Genomic DNA, 24,344 nt, shown 5'->3' with positions numbered 1-24,344 from the left:
TTTATTATACCTTATAATAGAGTCTGTTCCGTTTTATCTTTGCTTAAAAATAAATAATAAAAATTATGAACACACCTAAAATATCACAACAAGAAATTATAAATGCTTTTAACTTTAGACATGCAACCAAAGAATTTGATGCGACTAAAAAAATAGCAGATGCAGATATCAACTTTATCTTAGAAACAGCACAATTATCACCGAGTTCTTTTGGTTTTGAACCATGGCATTTTATTGTAGTACAAGACAAAGAATTAAGAGAGTTGTTAAAGCCTGTAGCTTGGGGTGCCCCTGTAAAATTAGACACTGCTAGTCATTTTGTATTAGGCTTAAGTATGAAAGCTCCTATGGTAAAATGGGATTCGGAATACATTATGCACATGATGAAAGAGGTAAAACAATTACCAGAAGATGTTATAGAAATGTACACTAAGTTTTATAGAGAATTTCAAGAGCGTGATTTTAACTTAGACAACGATAAAAAAATGTTCGATTGGGCTTCTAAACAAACCTACATTGCTTTAGGTAATATGATGACTTCGGCAGCTTTAACAGGTATAGATAGTTGCCCTATAGAAGGATTTCATCAAGAAAAAGCAGAAGCTTTATTAAGAGAAAAATTTGGAGTAGATACCGACAAATACGGTTTATCATTCATGGTCGCTTTTGGATATAGAAAAGCAGATCCAGAATTCCCAAAATCAAGAAGAAATATAGAAGATATTGTTTCTTGGAAATAATTCCTGCTTTTTAATAATTGTTTTACAACACACAAATGAACAACAACAATTTACTATCCATAGTTTTAGGACTATGGATGGTTTTGAACACTAGTGCCCAAGAAACACCTGTTAGTAAAGTACAACATTTCAATTTTGAAGAGATGAAGTCTGAAACTATAGGAAAAGGGATTCAAAGAAAATGGTTTCATGGTGACAAAGGACAAATGACCATTTTTAACCTAGAAAAAGAGGCCCATATTCCTTGGCACAAACATCCTAACGAACAAATTACCTATATCATGTCTGGAAAGGTAAAAATTAAAACAATCGTTGATGGAAAAGAAAAAATAATCATAGTAGGAACGGGAGAAGTAATTGTATTTCCAGAAAATGTACCACATGAATTTTGGGCTTTAGAAAAAACGGTGGATTTAGATGTACATGTACCTGTTCGTCAAGATTGGTTATCTAAAGAGTTGCCAGAGTATTTAAAAAAGACAGAAAAACAAGATTAGTACTATTTAAAAACTTTAAAATGAAAAAAAATATCCTAATAGCATTAGTCGTAGGCTTTTATGCAAATGCACAGACACCAACAACAGATACTACAAAATCTATAAATGAAGTAGTAACCGCAGGCAATGTAGAATGGGGATGGTTAAATCCGTTACGAGGAGATAAAAGTCCAGCTGCAGGCAAACTTTGGGGAGACCGAACAAAAAACGGACCAGCAGGATTTTTAGTAAAATTCAAGAAAGGTTTTTCTTCGCCACCACACATTCACAATATTACCTATCGTGGAGTAGTAATTCAAGGTTTATTACATAATGATGATGAACAAGCAGAAAAACAATGGCTGCCAGCAGGTTCTTATTGGCAACAACCAGCAGGTGAAGCACACATAACTGCTGCAGATGGTCAGGAAAATATGGCGTTTTTAGATATTCAAGAAGGTCCATATTTAGTAAAACCAACTTCAGATGCTTTTGATAATGGAGAGCGTCCAGTAAATGTAGATAAATCGAATATGGTTTGGTTAAATGCCAACGATATAGAATGGGTAGCTTCAAAAAGTAATGTAGAAACTGCTTTTTTATGGGGAAGTCACGAAAAAAATCAATTACGTGCAACGCTTTTAAGATTACCAGCAGGTTTTAAAGGAAAAATTAAAAATTTAAGTCCAAATTTTAGAGTGGTGGTTATTTCTGGTAAAGCAACACATCAGTTTTCTATAAAGGAGGATAAAAATGTTTTAGAACCTGGTTCTTATTTTGGAGCAGAAGAAAACGCAACTTCCATCATTTCAGCAAAAAAAGAAACTGTTCTTTATATTAGAAGTAACGGAAAATTTGAAGTAAAATAATCATGAAAAACGTAAGTTTCAAAATATTAGTATTCGCTTCAGTTATGACCATAAAAGCACAAAACACAGTAGGTGAAACCGAAGTTTTTGCAACTACAGCGCAAGCAGTCGGTAATATTTCCTTTTCTTATACTGGCGATTTAGTGTATAGTCATCATCCTTTTTTCTCACCAGAAAATAGAGTGATGATCATGGATGCAAAAACTAAAGAAAGCAAACCATTTCCTAATAAATCGTGGAATACACCACGAACTACTGACGATCATTATTTGAGCAATGTACTAGGTATTAGAAACGATAAAAATGGGATTATTTGGATGCTAGATATGGCACAACGTAACGATGTGACACCTAAAATTGTAGGATGGAACACCCAAAAAAATCAATTAGAACGTATTTATTATTTGCCAAAATCTGTAATACCAGCAATAGCTCAACCCAATGATATGGTAGTAGATACCAAAAACGGATACTTTATAATTGCTGATGAAGGTATTGGAAATGGGGGAGATGGGAGTAAAGCTGCTTTTATTTTGGTGAATATGAAAACGGGAAAAGCTCGTCGTATTTTAGAAGGTACTCGTACAACCCAACCAGAAAATACACCAACCATAATCAAAGGAAAGCACTTAGCAGTAAATGGAAAAGACTTATTAGTTGGAAACGATGGAATAACAGCCGATGCTAATTTTGAATATGTGTATTATGGTCCTTTAAACGGAACCAAAATATACAGAGTTAAAACCTTAGATTTAATCAATCCAAAATTGACAGAAACAGAGTTAGAGGCTAAAATTGATGTTTATGCTGAAAAGCCTAACAACGGGGGAATGTCGATAGACAAAAAAGGAAATCTATATTTAACAGCATTAGAAACTAATAGTGTAGCTGTAGTTTTAGCCAAAGATCAAACAAATCAAACCCTAATACAAGATCCTCGCTTGGTATGGCCAGATGGAGTGAGTTACAATCATGTAGATGGTTATATGTATGTGTCAGCTGCACAGGTAAATAGAGGTGCTGTGTTTAACAACGGTCAAAGTACAGCAACCAAACCCTTTTATATATTCAGATTCAAACCTATTGTTAAGGGGGTATCGTTCAGGTAACAAAACAACGTATGCTAACAACAATCAACACCACTTAAAAAATAGACACAAAACCCAAATATCCTATTGCAATAGTTTTTGGTGAAAAAATATAGAAATAATGACTAATAAAAATATGCTAGCACAAGCTCGTGCACTTACTTTACCTTCTCGTGAAGCGTCTTTAAACCGTGAAGCTTCTGTTTCTCATTTTTGGAAGAGTAACCAAAATTTACTCGAAAATGCATGGACAGAATGGGAAATTGAAAACAAAGATAGTTTACTAATTCCTGACGAAACACTGCTTGATGCACGCTTACAAAAGGCCATTAAAGAAGCATGGGAAAATCCTGAAAAAGAAGTTGCTGTTGCTGATTTATGGGAAGAAATTAGTCCTGGGGTTTATGTTGCACAATTTTTTAATCCTGAACGCTTAGCGGAATTTCGTAATTATCTAGAAGCTGTAGTAAATTCACAAATTCCTAAACGAGCACCATACGGAATTCAATTGAATCGTTACGGAATTATGCTTGATCCACGCTCAGAAGGCTATCTTGCAGCTCCTAATTTTCAGACATTTTACAATAACATTATGGATCGTTACATGCGTCCAATTGCTCGTTTGCTATTAGGTACTTATGGCTATGACAACCAAACATTTGGGTTTTCTATTCAATACAACCCAGATAAAGATGTAGATTTACGTGCACACACGGATGCCTCGGCCGCTACCTTGAATATAAATATAAATTTACCGAATGAAGTATTTACAGGTTCGCAAGTTGATTTTTACGATAAAACCACAGGAAAAACAGTACAAACTACGTTTGAATCAGGGAAAGCAATAATTCACAGAGGTGATGTAGCACACGCTACGCATCCAATTATCAGTGGACAGCGCAGTAATTTGGTCGTATGGTTATACGGAGATCGTATGCAAATCCCACGAGGAGGAGCAAGTAGCTATGCTAGTGTCGATAACTCAGAGTCTAAAGTTGTGACATCAGATAGTATTAGTGCTCGTGAGCGTTGGAGTGTGCCAAAGAGTCCCAAAGACACCTTTGCACCTTTTTAGCACATTTTTTTTCATAAAAAAACATAAGGTAGAGCATCGTTTAAAATTAAAAAAATATTTCAACAACGATAAAGGTGACATCAAAATAAACAACCTAAAAATTATGAGTAAAACAATAATAGTAACGGGAAGTACAGACGGTATTGGAAAGTTAACAGCTTTAAATTTTGCTAAAAAAGGACATACGGTTTATATACATGGAAGAGGTAAAGCTAAAGTAGATGCTGTTATTTTGGAAATAAAAACAATAACAAACAATCACAATATTCATGGTTTAGTTGCAGATTTTTCTGATTTAGAAGCTGTCTCAAGATTAGCAGAACAGATTATAAAAGATGTTCCAAAAATAGATGTACTAATTAACAATGCAGGAGTATTCAAAAGTACAACAACAACAATAAATCACTTAGGAATAGATTTACGTTTAGTAGTCAATTACTTAGCTCCCTATGTTCTTACCAATACGCTACTGCCTTTGTTAAAAAAAGGAACTCAAACAAGAATTATCAATTTAAGTTCTGCTGCTCAAACAACCGTATCCATAAAAGCTTTAAAAGGAACCAAAGAACTATTGGTAAACGAAGCTTATGCACAGAGCAAATTAGCCTTAACCATGTGGAGTTTTTACTTAGCTAAAAAAGAACCTAAACTAAATATAATTGCAGTAAACCCAGGATCTTTATTAAATACAAAAATGGCAAATGAAGCTTACGGACAGCATTGGTCTCCAGCAAGTAAAGGTTCTGATATTTTGTATGAGTTAGCTTGTTCTGAAAATTACCAAAATAGTACAGGAACTTATTATGACAATGACAACGGAGGTTTTAACAACGCACACCCAGATGCCTATAACAAGTTTAAAATAAAGGAATTAATGGAAACTACCGAAGAACTTAGATCAATCAACTCCCTTTGGTAGATTCTCTTTTAATCAAAGCGGTTTCCAACGTAATAGTTTCAGGTTGTAAAGGAGTACCTTTCTTTAGAGCCTGAATCTCTTTATACAATTGAATAAATGCAGTTTGTCCCATAACATAACCTGGCTGATCAATTGTTGTAATAGTAGGAGAGATAACAGAAGACATAAACCAGTTACTAAATCCAACAATAGAAATTTCTTCCGGAATTTGAACTCCTAACTTCTGAAATTCAGAAATAGCTCCTATAGCAACCAAATCGGTATTGATAAAAATACCATCCACATCACTATGATCTTTATAGAGTTGAGCTGCGTTTACTTTTCCATCGTCAAAACTATTTTCTCCACAATCACTTAAGTACACCAGTCTTGGATCGTACTCCATACCATTAGCCAACAAAGCTTTTTTGTATCCCAAAAATCGATCAATGGAGTTCTGAGGCAATAAAGGTCCTCTAAAATGAGCTATGCGTTTACAACCACTATCTATTAAATGTTGCGTAGCTATAAATGCAGCTTTCTGATCATCAATAATAACCTTAGAACATTTTACCAATTTGGCAATTTTATCAAACATTACCAAAGGTTTGTCTTGTTCTAAAATAGCATTCAAATGTTTAAAATCTGCAGTTCCATTAGCCAACGAAATTAAAATACCATCTACACGATGACTCAATAACAAATCTATTTGTTTTTTCTCCAATTCATAAGATTCATTGGACTGTAAAATAATCACCAAATACCCTTCTTTTTCTGCTTCAGAAATAATCCCTTTAATCACACTAGAAAAAAAGTGATGTACTATTTCAGGGATTACCAATCCAATAGTTTTAGATTCTTTAGTTCTTAAATGTACTGCAAAACTATTAGGCTTATAGTTTAAGGTCTCTGCCAACTCTTTAACCAAGGCCTTGGTTTTCTTACTAACATCCGGATAATCCTTTAAGGCTTTAGATACGGTAGTAACAGATATATTTAATTTTTCGGCAATTTCTTTTAAGGTTACAGGCTTCATGGATTCTTTTTGATGTTTAAATGTAGTAAAAAAATAAGTAACGAAAACGTTTTAGGTAAAATCGATAACGTTTTCGTTATATAATTGTAAATTTAAAATGTATTCTTATGATAATTTAGCAGTTAAATAAGTGAATAACTAACAAATAACTAAATAATACGATTATGAAAAAAACAATTCAAGTCAGATGGGGATTTTTATTAGTGATGCTATTTTCTGCTTCATCAATAATAGCTCAAACAACTATTTCGGGAAATGTTACAGATCAAAACGGAGAACCTTTATTAGGAATTAGCGTTCTTTTAAAAGGAACAGGAAAAGGATCTGTATCAGATTTTAACGGGAACTATACAATTATAAATGTAAAAAACGGAAATTATATTTTAGAGGCTAGTTCTATTGGATATACCAACTACACAAAAAAATTAAATGCACAAGGAGGAAACCTTGTACAGAATTTTGTAATGAATGCAGATGCACAATCTTTAGATGAAATTATTATTACAGGGGTAGCCACTCCAAAATCTAAAATTGAATCGAGTGTTTCTGTAACAACCATGAAACCTTCTGTAATAACACAATCTGCTCCAAGATCTACAGCAGAAATTTTTAGAACTATTCCTGGTATTCGTGCTGAATCATCAGGAGGGGAAGGAAATTCTAACATTGCTGTAAGAGGGGTGCCAATTTCTTCTGGAGGTTCTAAATATGTACAATTACAAGAAGATGGTTTACCAGTATTATTATATGGAGATATTGCTTTTGGTACTTCGGATATTTTTACAAGATTTGACAACAACGTTGCCAAAATAGAAGCAATCCGTGGAGGTTCTGCATCTACATTAACATCTAATGGTCCTGGTGGAATCATCAACATTATTAGTAAAACAGGAGAAAACGAAGGAGGTTCTATAGGAACTACTTTTGGAGTAGACTACAACTCTTTTAGAACAGATTTTGATTACGGAACAGAAGTAAGCAATAATTTATTCTTACATGCTGGTGGATTCTACAGAGCAGGAGAAGGAATTAGATCTACAGGATTTACAGCTAACAATGGTGGTCAGTTAAAAATGAGCTTGACAAAAAAGTTTGAAAACGGACGTGTTAGGTTATATGCAAAATACTTAAACGATAGAACAGCAGCTTACATGCCAGTTCCTATTAAAGTAACAGGAACTAACAGCAACCCAACATGGGAAAATGCACCAGGTTTTAATGCAACTACAGGTTCTATTCATACAGCAAACCTTACACAAACTTTACGTACAGGAGCAGATGGAGCGACAACAAGAGGAAGCGTAACAGATGGAATGCACCCAATATCTACATCTTTAGGTTTTGAAGCGAGTTTTGATTTAGATAATGATTGGAAAATTACCAACAACGGACGTTTTTCTATGAACAAAGGTAGTTTTGTAACTCCTTTTGTAGAAAGTGTGGGAACAGCAAACGATATGGCGGTAACTTTAGGAGGTCCTTTAACCTTTGCTGCTAATGGAAATGCTGTAGATGGAAATACTTTAGTAAGTAGAATTCATATGTTTGATGTAGAGTTAAACAACTTTAACAATTTTATGAACGATGTAAAATTGTCTAAAACAATTGAAAACGTAAGTATTACAGCAGGGTATTTTAAATCAATCCAAAACGTTTCTATGTCTTGGTTATGGAACACATACGTACAAGATGCTACAGATAACAATGCTAAATTAATCAATGTAGGAACCTTAAGTGAAAACGGATTGTTAAACTACGGAACACCTGCTTGGGGAAATTTACAACGTAACTACGATACTCAATACAATGTATCTGCACCTTATGCGCACATTTCAGTAGATGCTACAGATGACCTTACTATTGATGCTAGTGTAAGATATGATATGGGATCAGTAAGTGGATCTTTTGCAGGAGGAAAAGAAGGTGCTATTGATGTAAACGGTGACGGAACCATTTCTACTCCAGAACAAACAGCTCATGTGGTAGACAATGCAAACCCTACAGCAGTAGATTATGATTACAACTACATTTCTTATTCTGCAGGTATCAACTATAAGTTCTCTGACAATCAATCTATATTTGCTAGATATAGTAAAGGAGCTTCTGCAAAAGCAGATCGTATTTTATTCTCTGGATTGGATTACTTAGATGGAGATAAAATTAACGCATTAGATTTCCTTTCTCAAGCAGAAATTGGATTCAAAAGAAACTTAAAAAGAGGTGCAGTATATGCAACAGCTTTTTACGCAACAACCAATGAAGAAGGTGGTTTTGAAGCATCGTCTAACAGTATTATAGAAAATGATTACAAATCTATGGGAGTTGAAATTGAAGGATTCTATAACTTTGGAGACTTTAACTTAAGAGGTGCTGTAACATATACTAAAGCAGAAATTACTTCGGGAGCAAACAAAGGTAACAAGCCAAGAAGACAACCGGATGTAATTTACAACTTAATGCCATCTTATAACTTTGGAACACAAAAACAAAACTCTATCGGATTAAGTTTTGTAGGACAGTCTAAAGCATATGCACAAGATTCTAACGAGTTAGTAATGCCAAGTTTTGTTGTAACTAGTGGATTTATCAACTACGCAATTACAAAATCATTAAATGCAAACTTCTCTGTAAATAATATCTTTGATTCAATTGCAGTAACAGAAGCAGAAGAAGGTAGTATTACAAACAACCAAGTAAACTACGTAAGAGCTAGAACTTTACCAGGTAGATCTATGAGCTTAGCATTAAAATACCAATTCTAAGAACTCAATAACTATAAGAGTTGCTGTAAATTTTCTTACAGCAACTCTTTATAAAACAAATTGCTAACTTACCTAAACCCAAAAGTTATGTTCAAAAAAGTAAAATTAAGTTTCTGGCAAATTCTAAACATGAATGTTGGTTTTTTTGGGATTCAATACAGTTTTGGATTACAACAAAGTGCCGTAAATCCTATCTATGATTTTTTAGGAGCTAGTCCTCACGAAATTCCATTGTTAAACCTTGCAGGTCCAGTAACGGGTTTGTTAGTACAACCCATTATTGGAGCTATAAGCGATAAAACATGGTCTCCTAGGTTTGGACGTAGAAAACCTTTCTTTCTAATTGGAGCATTAATGTGTAGTTTGTGTTTAATAGCCTTTCCTTTTAGTAGTTCTTTATGGATGGCAGCAGGATTATTATGGATTTTAGATGCAGGAAACAATACAGCAATGGAGCCATACAGAGCTTTTATTGCAGACAAATTAGATGATGAACAACAACCTTTAGGGTTTCAAATGCAAAGCTTTTTTACAGGTTTTGGACAAACATTAGCAAACTTATCTTTATTTATTTTTCCAATGATTTTTATTGGAAAAACAGGTTCTTTACCAACATGGGTATATGCTTCTTTCTTTTTAGGAGCAGTGTGTTCTATAGGTTCTATTTTATGGAGTATTAAAACCACCAAAGAAATACCACCAACGGATGAGGAACTGGCAAAAATGAAAGCCGAAAAAAGAAGTGCTTTTCAACCTTTGATAGAAATTTTTGCAGCAATTGGAGACATGCCTAGAATTATGTGGCATTTGGCTTTGGTTTACCTGTTTCAATGGTATGCTTTATTTTGTTACTGGCAAAATTCGTCTAAAAGTATTGCATTATCTGTTTGGAATGCAACTCCAAAAGACAATCCAGAGGCTTATGAACAAGCCGTAAGTTGGACGGGTTTGGTAAACGGATGGTACAACATTGTAACCTTTTTAGTTGCCTTTTTACTAGTAGGTTTTGCTAAAAAATACAGTGCAAGAAATGTTCATGCAATTTGCTTGTTATTAGCAGCTGTTGGTTTTTTAGCCTTTCCTAATATTGAAGATAAAAATCTATTATTCATTGCCATTACTGGTTTTGGAATTGGATGGGCTAGTATGATGGGAATTCCCTATTTAATGGTAGTGGCAGACATTCCAAAGGAGCGTTACGGCGTGTACATGGGAATCATCAACATGATGATTGTGATTCCAATGATTATTCAAAATTTATCTTTTGGATACATCTTAAAAAACTTCCTAAACAACGACCCTCGTTTGGCAATTACATTTGCAGGAGTACTCTTACTAATTAGTGCTGTAGTTACGCTTTTTATGAAAACAAAAAAGACAACAACAGAGGTAGTTCTTTCTAGCAATCACTAAAATAAAATTAAAAATGAAAACGAATACAAAACACATAGACATCCTTTGTGTTGGAGAAGTATTGATTGATTTTATTGGTCATCAATCCGGAGCACAAATAAACAACACTAGCGATTATCGTAGATATTTAGGAGGTTCTCCTACCAATGTAGCTATGAATTGCCACAAATTAGGCTTAAATTCTGCTATTGTTTCTTCTATTGGAAATGACGGTCTTGGAGAGTTTGTTTTAAAGGAAATAGAAAAAGTAGGGGTAAACACCAACTACATTAAAAAAATAGATAAAAAAGCAACCAGTGTAATTTTTGTATCAAAATCAGAAACTACTCCTGATTTTATTCCTTATCGTGATGCAGATTTTCATATTACAGAAGATCAAATTACCAAGGAGATGTTATTAGCTACCAAAATTTTTCACACCACTTGTTTTGCTCTGAGTAAAGACATAGCACAAACAACGATCTTAAACAAAGCTAAAGAGGCTTATGAATTAGGTTGTCAATTAAGTATTGATGTCAATTACTCAGAAAAAATATGGGATAGTAGCAAAGGAATCTTAGAGGTATTAAAAGAATATTGCCAATACAATCCTTTGGTAAAAGTAAGCGAAGATGATATGTTTAGATTGTTTCACAAAACACTAACACATCAACAAATTTTTGATTATTTCCACAACTTAGGGGTACAAACTATTTGTTTAACACTAGGGGCTGAGGGAGTTATTTTATCACAAAAAGGAAAAGAAACAATAGAGTTACCAGCCATTAGATTAGAGAAAATTGCAGATGTTACAGGAGCTGGAGATGCCTTTTGGTCTGGGTTCTTAACAAGCTACACCCGTAACAAACCCATGCGTATTTGTTTGGAATCGGGTTTAAAAACAGCAGCCATCAAACTACAAAATATTGGAGGTTTACCAGATGCTATTCAGCTATAAAAAATACAACTATGAAAAACATGAAAAATCATATGAATGGAGTAATGCTTAATGCATATCCAGACAGTATTGGAAACAATTTACACGACATGATTACGGTATTAAAGAAACCAGAATTCAAAGATCTTTTCTCACTGTTTTATGTATTACCTACCTTTTTTAATAGCGATTTAGATAGAGGGTTTTCTATTATAGATTACAACATTAACAAAGATTTAGTTTCTGAAAAAGATTTAGATGATCTAGAAAAGCTAAACATCAAATTAAAATTTGACATCGTGTTGAATCACTTATCTGTGGCTTCTCCACAATTTAAAGATTTGTTAAAAAACGGACACAATTCTAAATACAAAGACTTTTTCATCAACTGGAATAATTTTTGGAACAACGAAGGAACTTTAGGTGCCGATGGAGTTGTAGTACCCAAAAAAGAACATTTAGACAAACTGTTCATGCGTAAATCGGGCTTACCTATTCTAAAAGTTCGTTTTCCCGATGGAAGTGAACAAGCTTATTGGAATACCTTTTATCAGAAAATAACATATCAAAAAATCAAACCTGAAGAATTAACAGACATTCCTTACGTAAGCCTAACAACAGCAAAAGAAATAGCGAATAAAATTAACGTTGCTATAGAAGAAAACGAAGATCTTTTTGAACTAGACTTTAGAGAATATAGCATTTACAAAAAAGAAGCGCTACAAGTAGTGGTCTTAAATAGTTGTTATTTAGGACAAATGGATGTGAATGCAAATTCTCCTTTAGTATGGGAGTTTTACGAAGAAACCTTACAGAAGCTAAGCAATTTTGGCTGTAAAATATTAAGACTAGATGCCTTTGCCTATTTACACAAACAAGTGGGAGAGAGCAATTTTTTTAACAAACCAGGAACTTGGGAGTATTTGGAGAGAATTAAACAAATAGCTCTAAAAAATAATTTGATATTATTACCCGAAATTCATGCTGAATATGGCTTGGACTTACATGATGAAGTAGCAGAAAAAGGATATCATATTTATGATTTTTTTCTGCCAGGATTGATGATTCATACCTTAGAAAAAGGAACCAACAAAGCACTACTAAATTGGGCAAAAGAAATTATTACAAAAGGCTATCAAACAGTAAATATGTTAGGTTGTCACGATGGAATTCCTGTGCTAGATTTAAAAGGAAAAGAAGTAAATGGTACTTATAACAAAGGTTTATTAGAAGATAGTGAAATAGAAAACATTATGACTACCATTATGGATAATGGGGGAATGGTCAAAAATCTGTACAATGCAGAAGGAAAAAAGATTTCATATTATCAAATAAACGCTACGTTCTACAGTGCTTTAGGAGAAAATGATCAAAAAATGTTATTGGCAAGAGCCATTCAGTTATTTATGCCTGGAACTCCACAAATTTGGTATTTAGATATTTTTGCAGGTTCCAATGATTATGAAGCAGTAAAAAGAGGAGGGAAGGACAGTCATAAAGAAATTAACAGAACCAACCTAAGTTTAGCAACCGTTGAACATAAATTAGAAAAAGAAATTGTAGCCAATCAGCTAGAATTAATTCGATTAAGAAATACACATACTGCCTTTTTAGGAAAAATTACCTTTAAAGATACCCTAGAAAATGAATTAAATGTGATTTGGAAACACAAAGATGAAACAGCTGAGCTAAAAGCCAACTTAAACTCTTTGCAGTTTAACATTACTTATACGGAACAAGGAAAAAAGAAATCTATTAATTTTTAGGGTTAGATTTATTTAAGTTGAACACCTCTTCAAGATGGGTCAGAACATGTTGAGAGGTGTTTTTATCCTAGTATTTATAGAAAATTTAAAAACAAAAAAAGCCTAAATGTATATACATTTAGGCTTTTTTTTAGGGGATATTCATTAATATCAAACACTTATGATATTAGAATGTTCCATAAATGTAGCTTCTAAACGTTGAATACCTGGAGTCATCTTTTCAGCATAAATTACATATTGACATTTACTAATACTCTGTGTAATAGCCAAAACGGACTTATATGCATTGGCTTGTGATAAAAATTCAGCATCATCAATGCTAAATAACTTTACATTAGAGGTATTTACTCCGTATTGTAAAAGTAATTTATCTATAGTTTTAGGAGTAGCAATAAGAACATCTACACCTTCAAAAATTTCGGATTTTAACAAATCAATATGTTCTTTTTCATTAGCGTGATACACACGTAATTCACTATATCTAGTGTAACGTAAAAAAACCTCGTTAAGTTCTTTACCTTTTTCATTATCCTCTACAAGTACAATAGCTCTAGGAGCAGTTCCTTCGGCTTCGCATTTTAATTTTTGCAAAGTAGTAAGCACCAATGTGGTGGTTTTTCCACTTCCTTTTTCAGCTGTACAAAAAAGGTTTACACCGCTTTTAATAAAAGAAATAGTTTCTTTTTGAAATTGCGTAGGTGTTGTGATTTCAAGACGTTCAAGCGTTTCTTTTAAATGCACATGTAATTTCTTAAAAGGCATAGGAAGTAATGACATAATTTTTTAATTGTAATAAGCGCAAATATACAATTTAATGAGGTCTTGAGTTTCTTAATTAAGTAGATATCTATTTACTTATTATTTATTCGCCAAATAGCTTAAATAGAGTTTTCCGTATTTATTTTTCTTATACAAGAAAAGTACATTAATGGTTAACAGTTGTCTATTTAAACAGGATCTGAAATAAGACATAAACACTAAATTTTTAGATACTTTTTAATACCTAAAACTATATGTTTTACAGCCAAAATATATAAAATTAAACAAATCACAGTTAGATAACTGTTTCATAAGGAGTTAACAATACGTAAGTTTTAAAAATAAAAAAAGAATTTAAATATTTTAATTTAAAACTTTGATTACTATTGCTGCATAAAATTACATTAAAACATGGGATAACTATAAGGTTGTCAGTTATTTATGTAGATGTAGACACACAATTTTAAAATAAAAAAATAAAATGAAATCACAAAAAATCACAATCATTGCAAGTGCAATTTGCTTAGTAACATCTATAACTTCTTTTTCTCAAGAAAAAGAAAAACCATCACCAGAAAAATGGTTTAAAAACTTAGATAAAAACAAAGATGGTAAAATTAGCAAAGCTGAATTAGAAGGTAAAAAAATAGAAGACAAATTCGATGCAATCGATAAAGATGAAAATGGTTCTATTTCTTTAGAGGAGTTTTTAGCTTTTGCACAAAAAGGTAAAAAAGCCAACGTAGCTAAAAAACCAATTAAAGTGGTAGAAGAAGAGTCAGAAACTATTGAGGATGAAGGTGGAGAAGAATAAAATTAGTTGATATCAAATATTTTAGACTCTTTGTTTTTTAAACAAAGAGTTTTTTTATGTAAGTGATGTAGACAGAAGAATGATCCTATGTTTTACAAAATATTGAAAAGGAATACAAGAAGGGCTTTACAAACAAGAATTAAATATTCAGGAAACCTGTGAATCTTTTGATACTATTTCTAAAATTATTTTTACGTCAGATGCCTCTTTTAATTACCAAACCAATAAAAATGCAGTAGCTTTTTTAAACTCACTATTTATACACAGATTGGTTTCTGTAAAAGGATTAGATCTTTTAAACCAATTAAATAACTCCTAATTTTATTTAGTTACGAAATATATTTTTTAACTTAGTGCATATCAAACAATTAAATCTATAAAAGCTAAATAACTCCTCAATAAGTAATTATTTATGTATTGTTCACATCATCAATATTATTTAAGAAAGTAACAGATATAATATTGTACTATAATTTATATTATGTTAAATAGAATAACATAAAGAAAAGGACTGACAATTACATCAGTCCTTTTTTTTGATTTATTGCTTAGCTTCTGCCTTTGCTTCTTTAATCATCGTTTCGTTAGCTACAATAGCCAATTCAACTCTTCTGTTTTTTGCTTTCCCTTCTTTTGTAGAATTATCAGCAATTGGTAAAACTTCTCCTTCACCTTTAACAGTAAAACGATCTGCAGGAACGCCTAAGTTTTTTAAGTAACCTGCTACAGCATTTGCTCTTTTTTCTGACAATGTTAAATTGTAAGCTTCAGAACCATCAGAATCTGTATGTCCTGTTACAAATAAATTAGTATCAGGGTATTTTTGTAAAACAACCGCTAATTTATCTAATACATTTTTAGTGTCTTGGTTTACTACTGTTTGGTTAGATCCAAAATAAATTCCAGAACCTTCGTCAAAAACAACATCAATACCTTCTCCAACTCTATAAACTTGAGCTCCAGGAATAGAATTTCTTAATTCCTCTGCTTGCTTATCCATTTTTTTACCAATAATAACTCCTGTTGTTCCTCCAACAGCAGCACCACCAATAGCTCCAATAGCAGCACCTTTTTTACCTCCAATTAAAGCTCCAATACCAGCACCAATAGCTGCTCCAGCTCCAGTACCTAAAAGACCTCCTTTGGTTGTGTTGTTCATGCTAGAGCATCCTGTAAACATACTTGCACTTAAACAAACTAATACTAATTTTTTAAAAATTTTCTTCATGGTTATATTTTTTAATGCTGTAAAAATAAATGGTTTTTTGCTTAGAACATCTATAAACAACGTTCTTTCATTAAAAATAATTATAATTTAACAAATGATAAACCTAAACCCCTGAATAACCACGCATAAAAAAAGCCATCTAGAAATAGATGGCTTTTTTTTATTCTTTAAACTTCATATTAATAGAGGTATTCAATTTTCGTTTGTAATCCTCTTCTAACCACATAATGTAGTTTTTAGTACTCTTAATCATATAATGTGAGTACTTTTTAATTCTGTCTTTAATATCATCATCTAACAAAATTGCTAAATCTCTAGCATCAAAAACATCGTCTGCATTTTCAAAACACATTTGTGCATGTTGTTCTACAGATTTGTCTAGCACTATTTTAGACTTAATTCCTCGTTTAATGGCTTTTTCGTATTCTTCTTTAACCTTAAATGTTATGTCCTCTGAGTTTTTAAACTTTTCTCTAACCTCTGGAGGCATTTCATAAATAAACTGACGTTCTATATCTTCGTCATTAATCAAATTATCTAAGTAATAATCTGGAGATTTAAAAATACGTTTCCAGTTAATAGGTGCACTCCACAGACCAAAACGGGCTGCATTATTTCCTAAATCGATAACATTAAACGTTTTTTTGTCTTTATACACACGAGATCCACGACCAATCATCTGATAATACAACGTAATAGATTTGGTAGCTCTGTTTAAAATAATAGTATCTACACTCGGTTCATCAAAACCGGTAGTTAAAATACTTACCGAAGTTAAAACTGCATCGGGTGTATGTTTAAACCATCGTAAGATTTCACTACGTTCTTGTTTAGAAAACGTGTTGTCTAAATGGCGAATGTTTTCGTATCCTGCTGCTTTAAAAGTATCGTACACATGCCAAGAAGTGTTAATACCATTGTTAAAAATAAGAGTTTTCTTTCCTAGTGATTTTTCTACATAGGCATGCAAAAGCTTGTCTTGCATTAAATTACTAGAATACAAATCATCCGATGATTTTACGGTATAATCTCCGTTAATTCCCACTTTTAATCCTCCAAGTGCTACATCAAAAGTATATGTAGTGGCTTTCGCTAAAAATCCTCTGTCTATTAAAGTATTAATTGGCTCCCCTACTAGCAACTCATCATAAATCTCGTTCATGGGAAGCTTAATGTTAGAACTTAAAGGTGTAGCGGTAACTCCTAAAATAAAACAGTTCTGAAAATATTTAAATAATTTTCTGAAAGAGTTGTAGTGAGCTTCATCAATAATAATTAAACTAACGTCTTGCATATCTAACAAGTCATCATTTAACCTGTTTTTTAAAGTCTCTACCATGGCTACAAAACACATGTACTCATCTTGATCGTCTAAAGACTTTACATCACTTGTAATTACCTTGTTGGCAACACCAAATTCTGCTAACATCTTAGAGGTTTGACTACTCAACTCAATTCGGTGAGTTAAAATCAATACTTTCTTTTTAGACTCTTCTATAAAACGTCTGGCTATTTCCGAAAAAATAACGGTTTTTCCTCCTCCTGTAGGTAACTGAAATACTAAGTTATAATTAGAAGGCTTTTTATCGATAGTGGCAAATACCTTATCTATATTCTCTTTTTGATAATCGTATAATTCCTTTCCTTTCTTCACTTTTTTATTTTCTTCTACTTCCATATGGTGCTTTATGAGTTTTGCAAAACTACGCAGTTTTTAAAGTTCTACGAAATTATTACCCCACTTTTACCAATAAAATATAGCATTTAGCATCCTTTAGATTTTATTTTTTGAAATTCCGTATATTTAAAACACGAAATCTTAAAACTAAATCAATGCAATTCAATTTATTAGTACACTTAACAGCAGCTTTAATTCCTTTAATAATAGGTTTTATTTGGTACAATCCTAAAGTCTTGGGAACTCTTTGGATGAAAGAAAGTGGAATGACAACTGAAAAAATAGGCAAACCCAATCCCCTAATTTTCTTGTGGTGTTACTTAGCAAGCTTTTTAATTGCCTTAATGCTAACTCCTATGGTAATTCATCAATTTGGCTTTTACTCTGTTTTATATGGAGAGCCTGGTTTTGAAGAACCAACTTCGGAATTAGGTAAATATATTAGTGATTTTATGGTCAACTATGGAAACAATTTTAGAACCTTTAAGCACGGGGTGTTGCACGGAACTATAAACGCATTATTGCTAATAACTCCTGTAATTGGGATCAATGCGATGTTTGAAAAGAAATCTTTTAAATATGTAATGATACATGCTGGGTATTGGGTACTTTGTTTAGCGATCATGGGTGGAATTATTTGTCAATTCTCTTAACACAGATACAAAACCTTATAAAACAAAAGCCAGAGTTCTACGCTCTGGCTTTTAAGATTGACAAAAACTCTTTTTAAAGGGTTTTCTTATTTCATAAGTACTTGGTTTTACATAATGAGTTAAAGGTTTTAACAAGGTATGCAGTAAGGGATTGCTATGCTTAATATAGAGATTCATTTCCTTAGGAACTGCTCCTAAAGAACTCTTCATAAGTTCTGCAGTTCTACCCAGTCTTAATTCTACAACCTTTTTACGGAGAGCCAATTGTACATAATCGTACAAAATTCTTTGATAAACAGGAATCTCCTTGTTCAACTCATAATCAAGTCCCACATAATTGGCATCCAAATAATGATGGTTGACACAGGCTGTACTAAAAGCAACCAATGCATCATCTTTATAATAACCCGTAAAAATAAAGTTCTCTTTAAGGTTGACTTTAAATTCATAAAAACTAGCTACAGACAATTCTACCATATTAAAACTTGCCGTGTCTAGTACCGACTGATACAAGCGTTGAATGATGCTAAAGTTTTCCTGAATCTCTTTGGCCGAAAATTCTTTACTGCTTACTACTGCTGTTTTTTTATAAACACTCTTAGCTCTGGTTCTATATTTAGTTGTCATACTCTCTAAATATGTATCTAAACCTGTCCACTGCTCTTTGATTTCAAGAACCATATTTACATCAATCTGAAAACAGGCATGCGTTTCAAGGAGGTTTTCTTGCAAAGCAACGTCTTGGTTTAACCAAAACTCTTTATACATCACAAACTTTACATGTGCTATGGTTTTAGAAGCACAAAGTTGCTTCTTTATTTTTTTAACAAGTAGTGATAATGTAGATGTGGGAAGGTCTGAATTAAAATAAAATCCATGAACTCCAGTAGCAAAAAAATTACCACACAACAAAAGACTTCCTTTAACTCGTTTTAATACACTAGAAGTAAGCTTAGAATGTATTTCCTTAGGAAACTTCTCTTGTGTAAAAAAATCACCTCCAATACGAATCCACTGAAAGTAAACAACCCCTATAGGTAGCTTGTCTTGATAAACAACTACATATATAAAAGTAACCTTGTCCGATAGACTGTTTTCTAAAGCTTTTAAATAACTAGGCTGTAAATAAATAGTGTCAACCTTAGTTTGTAACCAATCACGCTCCAAACTCTGTATAGAGAAAGAATAGGCAAATGTAAGTGAATTAGTAAGGGAAACCTGTTTGGGTTGATCAAGCATATAAGTAAATACAGTATATAAAAAAACACCTTAGTAGTAGATTACTAAGGTGTTTCCTTACAAAGAATAAAAACAATTAATAATCTTTAAAAATTGCGTGCATCATTCTTTTCTTATCGTTGATACTTTCTTCCATAGAAATCATTGTTTCGGTTCTTCTTACACCGTCAATATCATCTATTTGAAAGATAATGTCTTTAGCTTGGTTGGTATCCTTTGCTCTAATTTTACAAAAGATGTTGTATTTACCTGCAGTAATATAGGCTACAGTTACGTTTGGAATATCTTCTAAAGCTTGTAAAACTCCTCTAATCTTAGAACTACTTTCTAAAAACAAACCTACGTGAGCAATAAAATTGTATTGCATTTTTTCGTAGTCTAATGTTAAAGTAGATCCTTTGATGATTCCCTCATCTTCCATTTTTTTAACACGTACGTGAATGGTTCCTGCAGACACCAGTAGCTTTTTAGCAATATCGGTAAAAGGTGTTCTTGCATTTTCGATCAACATATCTAATATTTGGTGATCTATATCGTCTAAATGATGTTTTTTCATGGCTTAATGAGTACTTTACTTTCTATAATTTTATAAGTGACAAAAATACAATATTTTAAAAAATTATTGATGTTTTACAAACTAAATATAGGAATTCTTAACGATAATATAAACTAAAATTCCTGATACCCATAAAATTCTTTCAAACCACCTCGTTGATATTCGACTAATTTGCTCACCAATTCGTTGTTAACTACCTCATATTCATACTGAAAAGCCACATCAACCTGTGTATTATTGTCTATTTTCATATTTCTAACAATTAGATCAAAATTTTGCTTTCCATTATTAGGAATATCAAAATAAGGCTGATAATCGGTATAGGTATCGTTGTTTACAAGATAGGTAAGTCCGCTTAGGAGTGCATAAAAGTTAAATTTACGTACAACATCTCTATCGTAGTCGTCTTTATAATGTCCTGCTTCTATAAGAATCGTATTGTGTCCTAGCTTCTGAAAGTTGTCTCCAGTCGCTGTTGGATAAAACTCATCGGTATATCTTCCTACGTGATTAGGGATGATTTGCTGTAAAGTTGCATTCATAGCAACAATAGCAGCCATAGTTTCTTTTCTACCCGCTGTTAAGGTTCTTTCTACATCTATAGAAGGTGCTAAAAACGATATGGTAGCAGGATTCTTAAATCCTTCTACATTAAAGATCGTTCTCTGGTCGTGTAGATTGAAACAAAATTGGGGCTGAAAACTATCTAAAACACTTCTTAACAAAAGACTCTCTTTTGCTTTTAAGTCTACAGCATCTCTATTTAAATCTACATGATGTGCATTAACACGTGTAAAGTTTTTAGAACCATCAGGGTTCAACATCGGAATGCAAACCAAAGTACAAGTCTCTAACAAGTCCTTTACAAAAGAATCTTGATGAGCAGAGTCATTAATGTATTTAAACAAATCAAACAAAGCTTTAGTACCTGTACTTTCATTACCATGCATCTGAGTCCATAGCAATATTTTTTTTGGACCTGTACCTAACTTCACCTGATGGATATTTCTACCTTCTTCAGACTCTCCAATTTTTTGAACTTGAAAAGGAGCTTTTAAGTCTTTAAGTATAGGTTCTATATCTTCTATTAAAATTCGTCTTCCTGCCAATTGGTTCTCAAAATTAGCAGCATACCATTTTTCTAAAATATCTAATTCTGTTTTTTTCATGTTACAAAAGTAAACCAAGTTTTGTTTACAATTGTAATTTACAAAAGTAAACTTATTGAGGTGTTTTAAAAATGACCCTAACCCAATCTTTTAACTTCTGTAAACCTTTAAAATACTAAAAACCAACCGGTTTAAAACACTCTAATTAAAAACACGCAAAACACTATAAATTAGTAATTTAAGAACAATTACCTAAAGTTATTTAGTGTATTGTAAAGTCTTATATTTATATATGTATAGTGATATTGAATAGAATTGATTACATTTGTAACAAGTGACAAAAGAACCAATGGAATTAAATAGTTTACAATGTTAAACCAAGAAGAATTTATAGATAGACTCCACAAAGTATTTAACCATTACGGTTTAAGTGCTTCTACCTTTGCTGATGAAATCAAAGTACAACGATCAAGCATTTCCCATCTCCTATCTGGTAGAAACAAACCAAGCTTAGAGTTTGTTTTAAAAATTGTAGACACTTATAAAGAAGTAGATTTAGATTGGTTGCTCTACGGAAAGAATACATTCCCTAAAAGAAAAGGAACTACAGTAACAGATAAACCAGAAGATAACAATCTATTTACTCAAAAAGAAACAACAACTGATATAGAGAAAGCAATAGAACTCATACCAGACCAAAAAAAAACAACCCCTTCAGCTATTGAAAGGATTGTTATTTTTTATAAAGACGGAACTTTTAAAGAATATTCCGAAAAGTAATAAGGATTCTTAGCTTAGTCCACAGCCAACTTTCGAATTCCCTGTTCTATAATAGCAATAATTTTAGACTGTTGAGGATTCTTTACCTCTCTTTGTTTGTCTATAACTTTTCTTAACACACGAATCGCCTCGTAATTAAAGTTGTATTTTTTATACCTCAGTCCTTTTTCTACAAAATCATCGGTCATTACCTGTATAGCTTCTGTATTATTAGTACTAGCTACCCAATCAAAGGCATCTTCAAAATCTTTCTTAAATTTCTCATCTTGGATCAAATACATTCCTGTTAATAAATACTTAGCCACAAAAGTAACATGTTCATCTTTACGATCTTCTAAGTACATTTTTAACAGAGGCACATAAATAACATCTTTAATTTCATTAGGTAATTTATTAGCATATTCTTTAGCAGTCTTTTTATCTACATAATACATAGACAACAAACTGTTTCCTTTTACCTTAGGAGAAATACTTTCAATTCCTTCCTTAAAAATGGGTAAATAATCAATATTAATTAACTTCCCTAAAGTAGAAATTGCAGCAGCTTTTACATTAGGATTTTTAGCTTCAGACAACTTCTCTATTTTTGAAATAGTTTTCTTTTTACTGTGTTTTGCCGATAAATTAATATGTTCAATAGCATACACCTGAACCACATCATAGGGATCATTCATAGCTTCTTCAAACACTTTAAAGACTTCTTTTTCTTCTTGTTGATCTTTTAGCAATTCTAGAGCTTGCATTCTATCTACAAAATGTGCTACGTTCTGATATTGATAAATCAATTCTTTAGTAGTCAATTCATCCTGAGTAATTTCTGCCAACAAATCATAATCTCCGTTCACCTTTATCAATCGAATATCATCACTATAAGGAAAACCAAAAACCTTTTCTTTTTGATCTACAAATACCTGATAGTTTTGCTTTCCTTTTTTAGTGTACACATCAATAGACAACGGAAAATCGTACACTTTTTCTAACTGTGTAATTTTTACTTTTTGCTCACCTGCTAACAAATCCTTTTCTAAAGTAACCTTTAACTTAGGATGCCCACTGTTGTAATACCACTGACTAAAAAACCACATCAAATCTTCTCCTGAAACTTCTTCCATAGCCAAACGCAACTGATGAGCTTCGGCAGATTTAAATTTATTAGTCGTTAAATAATGTTTCAAACCTGCAAAGAATTTTTCATCTCCTAAGTACTTTCTTAGCATGTGTAAAATCATCCCTCCTTTGTTATAACTAATCACATCAAAAACATCATCTTTTTTAGTGTAGTTATAACGCACCAAGTGCTTTTCGTAATTCTCCTTTAATTTCTCAGGATTCTTATTTAAGTAAGCATCTTTGGTTTTCTGCATATGTTCATCCGCTCTATCTTTTCCATATTTATACTCTAACCATAAATACTCAGAATAATTGGCAAAAGATTCGTTAACCGTAATATTCGCCCAACTTTCTGTAGTCACCAAATCTCCAAACCAATGATGAAACAATTCATGCGCAATAACTGTTTCCCAAGTATTTCTTTCAGACAACTCCCCTTTGCTCAACATTGCTTGTTCTGCGTGAATTACTGCACTGGTATTTTCCATAGCACCACTCACATAATCGCGAACTATCATTTGACTGTATTTATCCCAAGGATAATCAATTCCTGTTAACTCAGAAAAAAAGGAAATCATTTCGGGAGTATTTTTAAACAACTCCGCAGCAGTATCTTTATAAGAAGGCTCTACATAATAACTTACCTCTTTCCCGTTCCACTCATCTTTAATAATCTCAAATTCTCCAACACCTACAAAAAACAAATATGGTGCATGTGGCAATTCTTGTTTCCAAACATCGGTTCTAGTACCGTCTGCATTTTCTGTTTGAGAAATTAACAAACCATTAGATAAGGTTTTGTATTTAGCAGGAACCGTTAAAGTAATTTGCTCTGTTGTTTTCTGATTGGGTTTGTCTATAGTAGGAAACCAAGCACTATTTTGCTCAGGCTCACCTTGAGTCCAAATTTCAGTAGGTTTGTTTTTGTCCAATCCTTTAGGGTTGATAAAATACAATCCTTTATTATCCGTAATAGCAACTCCTCCATCGTTCTGAATTTTATTCGGATTTCCTTTATACTTAACATAAAGATTGATGGTATCATTTCTAGTATACGTTTTTAACAAATCAATATTTAATTTTTCACCTGAATTGTAAAACTTTAAATCTTTATTTTCTGATTTTACTTCGTACACATTCATTTTTTTAGCATCTAACTGTAAACTGTTAGCACTATCAAAATGTGGAATTAATTGAATCCAAGCTTCACCATCTACGGTTTGCTCTTCAAAATCAAATTTTAAATTCAATTTGGTGTCAATCAAGTTAAATTCTTTGGTACTTGTTTTTCCATTGTCGTTATAACGATACACACGTTGCGCATGGCTATAAAAAACAACAGCAAACAATAAAATATAAGTGGCTATTCTCTTCATAAA

20 protein-coding genes and 1 pseudogene are annotated in these 24,344 nt (G+C 32.4%); 13 read left to right on the top strand and 8 right to left on the bottom strand.

Features of this window, described 5'->3' with window-relative positions; all coding sequences use genetic code 11:
• The first annotated feature begins 65 nt into the window (after positions 1–65).
• The 6 genes from GGR97_RS12595 to GGR97_RS12570 all read left to right on the top strand — a co-directional run bounded on the left by GGR97_RS12595 (position 66) and on the right by GGR97_RS12570 (position 5,167).
• On the top strand, positions 66–740 hold the full coding sequence (locus GGR97_RS12595) for an NAD(P)H-dependent oxidoreductase (RefSeq protein ID WP_167898879.1): 675 nt from the start codon (positions 66–68) through the stop codon (positions 738–740).
• Positions 741–775: 35 nt separating this feature from the next.
• Positions 776–1,237 (top strand): cupin domain-containing protein, encoded by a 462-nt coding sequence (locus tag GGR97_RS12590; protein ID WP_167898878.1) that lies wholly within the window; start codon positions 776–778, stop codon positions 1,235–1,237.
• Positions 1,238–1,257: 20 nt separating this feature from the next.
• Positions 1,258–2,085, top strand: a complete 828-nt coding sequence (locus tag GGR97_RS12585; protein WP_167898877.1) for a DUF4437 domain-containing protein — start codon at positions 1,258–1,260, stop codon at positions 2,083–2,085.
• 2 nt (positions 2,086–2,087) lie between these two features.
• The gene (locus GGR97_RS12580) at positions 2,088–3,194 is read left to right on the top strand and encodes a major royal jelly family protein (RefSeq protein WP_245229503.1); all 1,107 of its coding nucleotides are present in this window, start codon (positions 2,088–2,090) and stop codon (positions 3,192–3,194) included.
• Positions 3,195–3,294: 100 nt separating this feature from the next.
• Positions 3,295–4,248 carry a 2OG-Fe(II) oxygenase gene (locus GGR97_RS12575; protein ID WP_167898876.1) on the top strand — a complete coding sequence of 318 codons (954 nt, stop codon included), beginning with the start codon at positions 3,295–3,297 and terminating at the stop codon, positions 4,246–4,248.
• A gap of 103 nt (positions 4,249–4,351) precedes the next feature.
• The gene (locus GGR97_RS12570; protein WP_167898875.1) at positions 4,352–5,167 is read left to right on the top strand and encodes an SDR family NAD(P)-dependent oxidoreductase; all 816 of its coding nucleotides are present in this window, start codon (positions 4,352–4,354) and stop codon (positions 5,165–5,167) included.
• On the opposite strand, the pseudogene GGR97_RS12565 reads toward GGR97_RS12570, so the two are convergent.
• Positions 5,151–6,194, bottom strand: a pseudogene (locus GGR97_RS12565) (LacI family DNA-binding transcriptional regulator); the annotation flags it as partial. The gene GGR97_RS12570 and the pseudogene GGR97_RS12565 sit on opposite strands and share 17 nt — an antisense overlap.
• A 152-nt stretch (positions 6,195–6,346) precedes the next feature.
• Here GGR97_RS12565 and GGR97_RS12560 point away from each other — a divergent pair.
• The 4 genes from GGR97_RS12560 to GGR97_RS12545 all read left to right on the top strand — a co-directional run bounded on the left by GGR97_RS12560 (position 6,347) and on the right by GGR97_RS12545 (position 13,039).
• Positions 6,347–8,944 (top strand): TonB-dependent receptor, encoded by a 2,598-nt coding sequence (locus GGR97_RS12560; RefSeq protein WP_167898873.1) that lies wholly within the window; start codon positions 6,347–6,349, stop codon positions 8,942–8,944.
• Between the two features lie 87 nt (positions 8,945–9,031).
• Positions 9,032–10,357, top strand: a complete 1,326-nt coding sequence (locus tag GGR97_RS12555; RefSeq protein ID WP_167898872.1) for an MFS transporter — start codon at positions 9,032–9,034, stop codon at positions 10,355–10,357.
• A gap of 13 nt (positions 10,358–10,370) precedes the next feature.
• Positions 10,371–11,294, top strand: coding sequence for a carbohydrate kinase family protein (locus tag GGR97_RS12550; protein WP_167898871.1), 924 nt, complete (start codon positions 10,371–10,373; stop codon positions 11,292–11,294).
• Positions 11,295–11,305: 11 nt separating this feature from the next.
• Positions 11,306–13,039, top strand: a complete 1,734-nt coding sequence (locus tag GGR97_RS12545; RefSeq protein WP_167898870.1) for an alpha-amylase family glycosyl hydrolase — start codon at positions 11,306–11,308, stop codon at positions 13,037–13,039.
• A gap of 150 nt (positions 13,040–13,189) precedes the next feature.
• Here GGR97_RS12545 and GGR97_RS12540 read toward each other — a convergent pair whose 3' ends face one another.
• The gene (locus GGR97_RS12540) at positions 13,190–13,816 is read right to left on the bottom strand and encodes a DEAD/DEAH box helicase (protein ID WP_245229502.1); all 627 of its coding nucleotides are present in this window, start codon (positions 13,814–13,816) and stop codon (positions 13,190–13,192) included.
• Between the two features lie 463 nt (positions 13,817–14,279).
• On the opposite strand from GGR97_RS12540, the gene GGR97_RS12535 reads away from it, so the two are divergent.
• Positions 14,280–14,612, top strand: coding sequence for an EF-hand domain-containing protein (locus tag GGR97_RS12535; protein WP_167898869.1), 333 nt, complete (start codon positions 14,280–14,282; stop codon positions 14,610–14,612).
• A 541-nt stretch (positions 14,613–15,153) separates the two neighbouring features.
• On the opposite strand, the gene GGR97_RS12530 is transcribed toward GGR97_RS12535, so the two are convergent.
• Complete coding sequence (locus tag GGR97_RS12530) at positions 15,154–15,840, bottom strand: OmpA family protein (RefSeq protein ID WP_167898868.1); 687 nt, start codon at positions 15,838–15,840, stop codon at positions 15,154–15,156.
• A gap of 160 nt (positions 15,841–16,000) precedes the next feature.
• The gene (locus tag GGR97_RS12525; RefSeq protein ID WP_167898867.1) at positions 16,001–17,518 is read right to left on the bottom strand and encodes a DEAD/DEAH box helicase; all 1,518 of its coding nucleotides are present in this window, start codon (positions 17,516–17,518) and stop codon (positions 16,001–16,003) included.
• A 155-nt stretch (positions 17,519–17,673) separates the two neighbouring features.
• On the opposite strand from GGR97_RS12525, the gene GGR97_RS12520 reads away from it, so the two are divergent.
• On the top strand, positions 17,674–18,171 hold the full coding sequence (locus GGR97_RS12520) for a DUF1761 domain-containing protein (RefSeq protein WP_167898866.1): 498 nt from the start codon (positions 17,674–17,676) through the stop codon (positions 18,169–18,171).
• Between the two features lie 51 nt (positions 18,172–18,222).
• On the opposite strand, the gene GGR97_RS12515 is transcribed toward GGR97_RS12520, so the two are convergent.
• The 3 genes from GGR97_RS12515 to GGR97_RS12505 form a co-directional block, all read right to left on the bottom strand.
• A complete protein-coding gene (locus GGR97_RS12515) occupies positions 18,223–19,410 on the bottom strand; it encodes a hypothetical protein (RefSeq protein ID WP_167898865.1) in 1,188 nt (395 codons plus the stop codon).
• A 76-nt stretch (positions 19,411–19,486) separates the two neighbouring features.
• Positions 19,487–19,966 carry an Lrp/AsnC family transcriptional regulator gene (locus GGR97_RS12510; protein WP_167898864.1) on the bottom strand — a complete coding sequence of 160 codons (480 nt, stop codon included), beginning with the start codon at positions 19,964–19,966 and terminating at the stop codon, positions 19,487–19,489.
• 113 nt (positions 19,967–20,079) lie between these two features.
• A complete protein-coding gene (locus tag GGR97_RS12505) occupies positions 20,080–21,135 on the bottom strand; it encodes a M14 family zinc carboxypeptidase (protein WP_167898863.1) in 1,056 nt (351 codons plus the stop codon).
• Positions 21,136–21,444: 309 nt separating this feature from the next.
• Between GGR97_RS12505 and GGR97_RS12500 the strand changes: the two genes are divergently transcribed.
• Positions 21,445–21,855 (top strand): helix-turn-helix domain-containing protein, encoded by a 411-nt coding sequence (locus GGR97_RS12500; RefSeq protein ID WP_167898862.1) that lies wholly within the window; start codon positions 21,445–21,447, stop codon positions 21,853–21,855.
• Positions 21,856–21,869: 14 nt separating this feature from the next.
• Here the strand turns inward: GGR97_RS12500 and GGR97_RS12495 are convergent, their stop codons facing one another.
• Positions 21,870–24,341 carry a M1 family metallopeptidase gene (locus GGR97_RS12495; protein WP_167898861.1) on the bottom strand — a complete coding sequence of 824 codons (2,472 nt, stop codon included), beginning with the start codon at positions 24,339–24,341 and terminating at the stop codon, positions 21,870–21,872.
• Positions 24,342–24,344 lie beyond the last annotated feature (3 nt).

The organism is Wenyingzhuangia aestuarii (genome assembly GCF_011927765.1).
Taxonomy (GTDB): domain Bacteria; phylum Bacteroidota; class Bacteroidia; order Flavobacteriales; family Flavobacteriaceae; genus Wenyingzhuangia; species Wenyingzhuangia aestuarii.
Note: the sequence above shows the minus strand (reverse complement) of the source record. Positions and strands in the feature narration are given on the sequence as shown.

Excerpts from the sequence above, each read along its gene's own strand:
- GGR97_RS12595 (WP_167898879.1), top strand. The coding sequence starts at position 66 with ATGAACACACCTAAAATATCACAACAAGAAATTATAAATGCTTTTAAC.
- GGR97_RS12590 (WP_167898878.1), top strand. The coding sequence starts at position 776 with ATGAACAACAACAATTTACTATCCATAGTTTTAGGACTATGGATGGTT.
- GGR97_RS12585 (WP_167898877.1), top strand. The coding sequence starts at position 1,258 with ATGAAAAAAAATATCCTAATAGCATTAGTCGTAGGCTTTTATGCAAAT.
- GGR97_RS12580 (WP_245229503.1), top strand. The coding sequence starts at position 2,088 with ATGAAAAACGTAAGTTTCAAAATATTAGTATTCGCTTCAGTTATGACC.
- GGR97_RS12575 (WP_167898876.1), top strand. The coding sequence starts at position 3,295 with ATGACTAATAAAAATATGCTAGCACAAGCTCGTGCACTTACTTTACCT.
- GGR97_RS12570 (WP_167898875.1), top strand. The coding sequence starts at position 4,352 with ATGAGTAAAACAATAATAGTAACGGGAAGTACAGACGGTATTGGAAAG.
- GGR97_RS12560 (WP_167898873.1), top strand. The coding sequence starts at position 6,347 with ATGAAAAAAACAATTCAAGTCAGATGGGGATTTTTATTAGTGATGCTA.
- GGR97_RS12555 (WP_167898872.1), top strand. The coding sequence starts at position 9,032 with ATGTTCAAAAAAGTAAAATTAAGTTTCTGGCAAATTCTAAACATGAAT.
- GGR97_RS12550 (WP_167898871.1), top strand. The coding sequence starts at position 10,371 with ATGAAAACGAATACAAAACACATAGACATCCTTTGTGTTGGAGAAGTA.
- GGR97_RS12545 (WP_167898870.1), top strand. The coding sequence starts at position 11,306 with ATGAAAAACATGAAAAATCATATGAATGGAGTAATGCTTAATGCATAT.
- GGR97_RS12540 (WP_245229502.1), bottom strand. The coding sequence starts at position 13,816 with ATGTCATTACTTCCTATGCCTTTTAAGAAATTACATGTGCATTTAAAA.
- GGR97_RS12535 (WP_167898869.1), top strand. The coding sequence starts at position 14,280 with ATGAAATCACAAAAAATCACAATCATTGCAAGTGCAATTTGCTTAGTA.
- GGR97_RS12530 (WP_167898868.1), bottom strand. The coding sequence starts at position 15,840 with ATGAAGAAAATTTTTAAAAAATTAGTATTAGTTTGTTTAAGTGCAAGT.
- GGR97_RS12525 (WP_167898867.1), bottom strand. The coding sequence starts at position 17,518 with ATGGAAGTAGAAGAAAATAAAAAAGTGAAGAAAGGAAAGGAATTATAC.
- GGR97_RS12520 (WP_167898866.1), top strand. The coding sequence starts at position 17,674 with ATGCAATTCAATTTATTAGTACACTTAACAGCAGCTTTAATTCCTTTA.
- GGR97_RS12515 (WP_167898865.1), bottom strand. The coding sequence starts at position 19,410 with ATGCTTGATCAACCCAAACAGGTTTCCCTTACTAATTCACTTACATTT.
- GGR97_RS12510 (WP_167898864.1), bottom strand. The coding sequence starts at position 19,966 with ATGAAAAAACATCATTTAGACGATATAGATCACCAAATATTAGATATG.
- GGR97_RS12505 (WP_167898863.1), bottom strand. The coding sequence starts at position 21,135 with ATGAAAAAAACAGAATTAGATATTTTAGAAAAATGGTATGCTGCTAAT.
- GGR97_RS12500 (WP_167898862.1), top strand. The coding sequence starts at position 21,445 with ATGTTAAACCAAGAAGAATTTATAGATAGACTCCACAAAGTATTTAAC.
- GGR97_RS12495 (WP_167898861.1), bottom strand. The coding sequence starts at position 24,341 with ATGAAGAGAATAGCCACTTATATTTTATTGTTTGCTGTTGTTTTTTAT.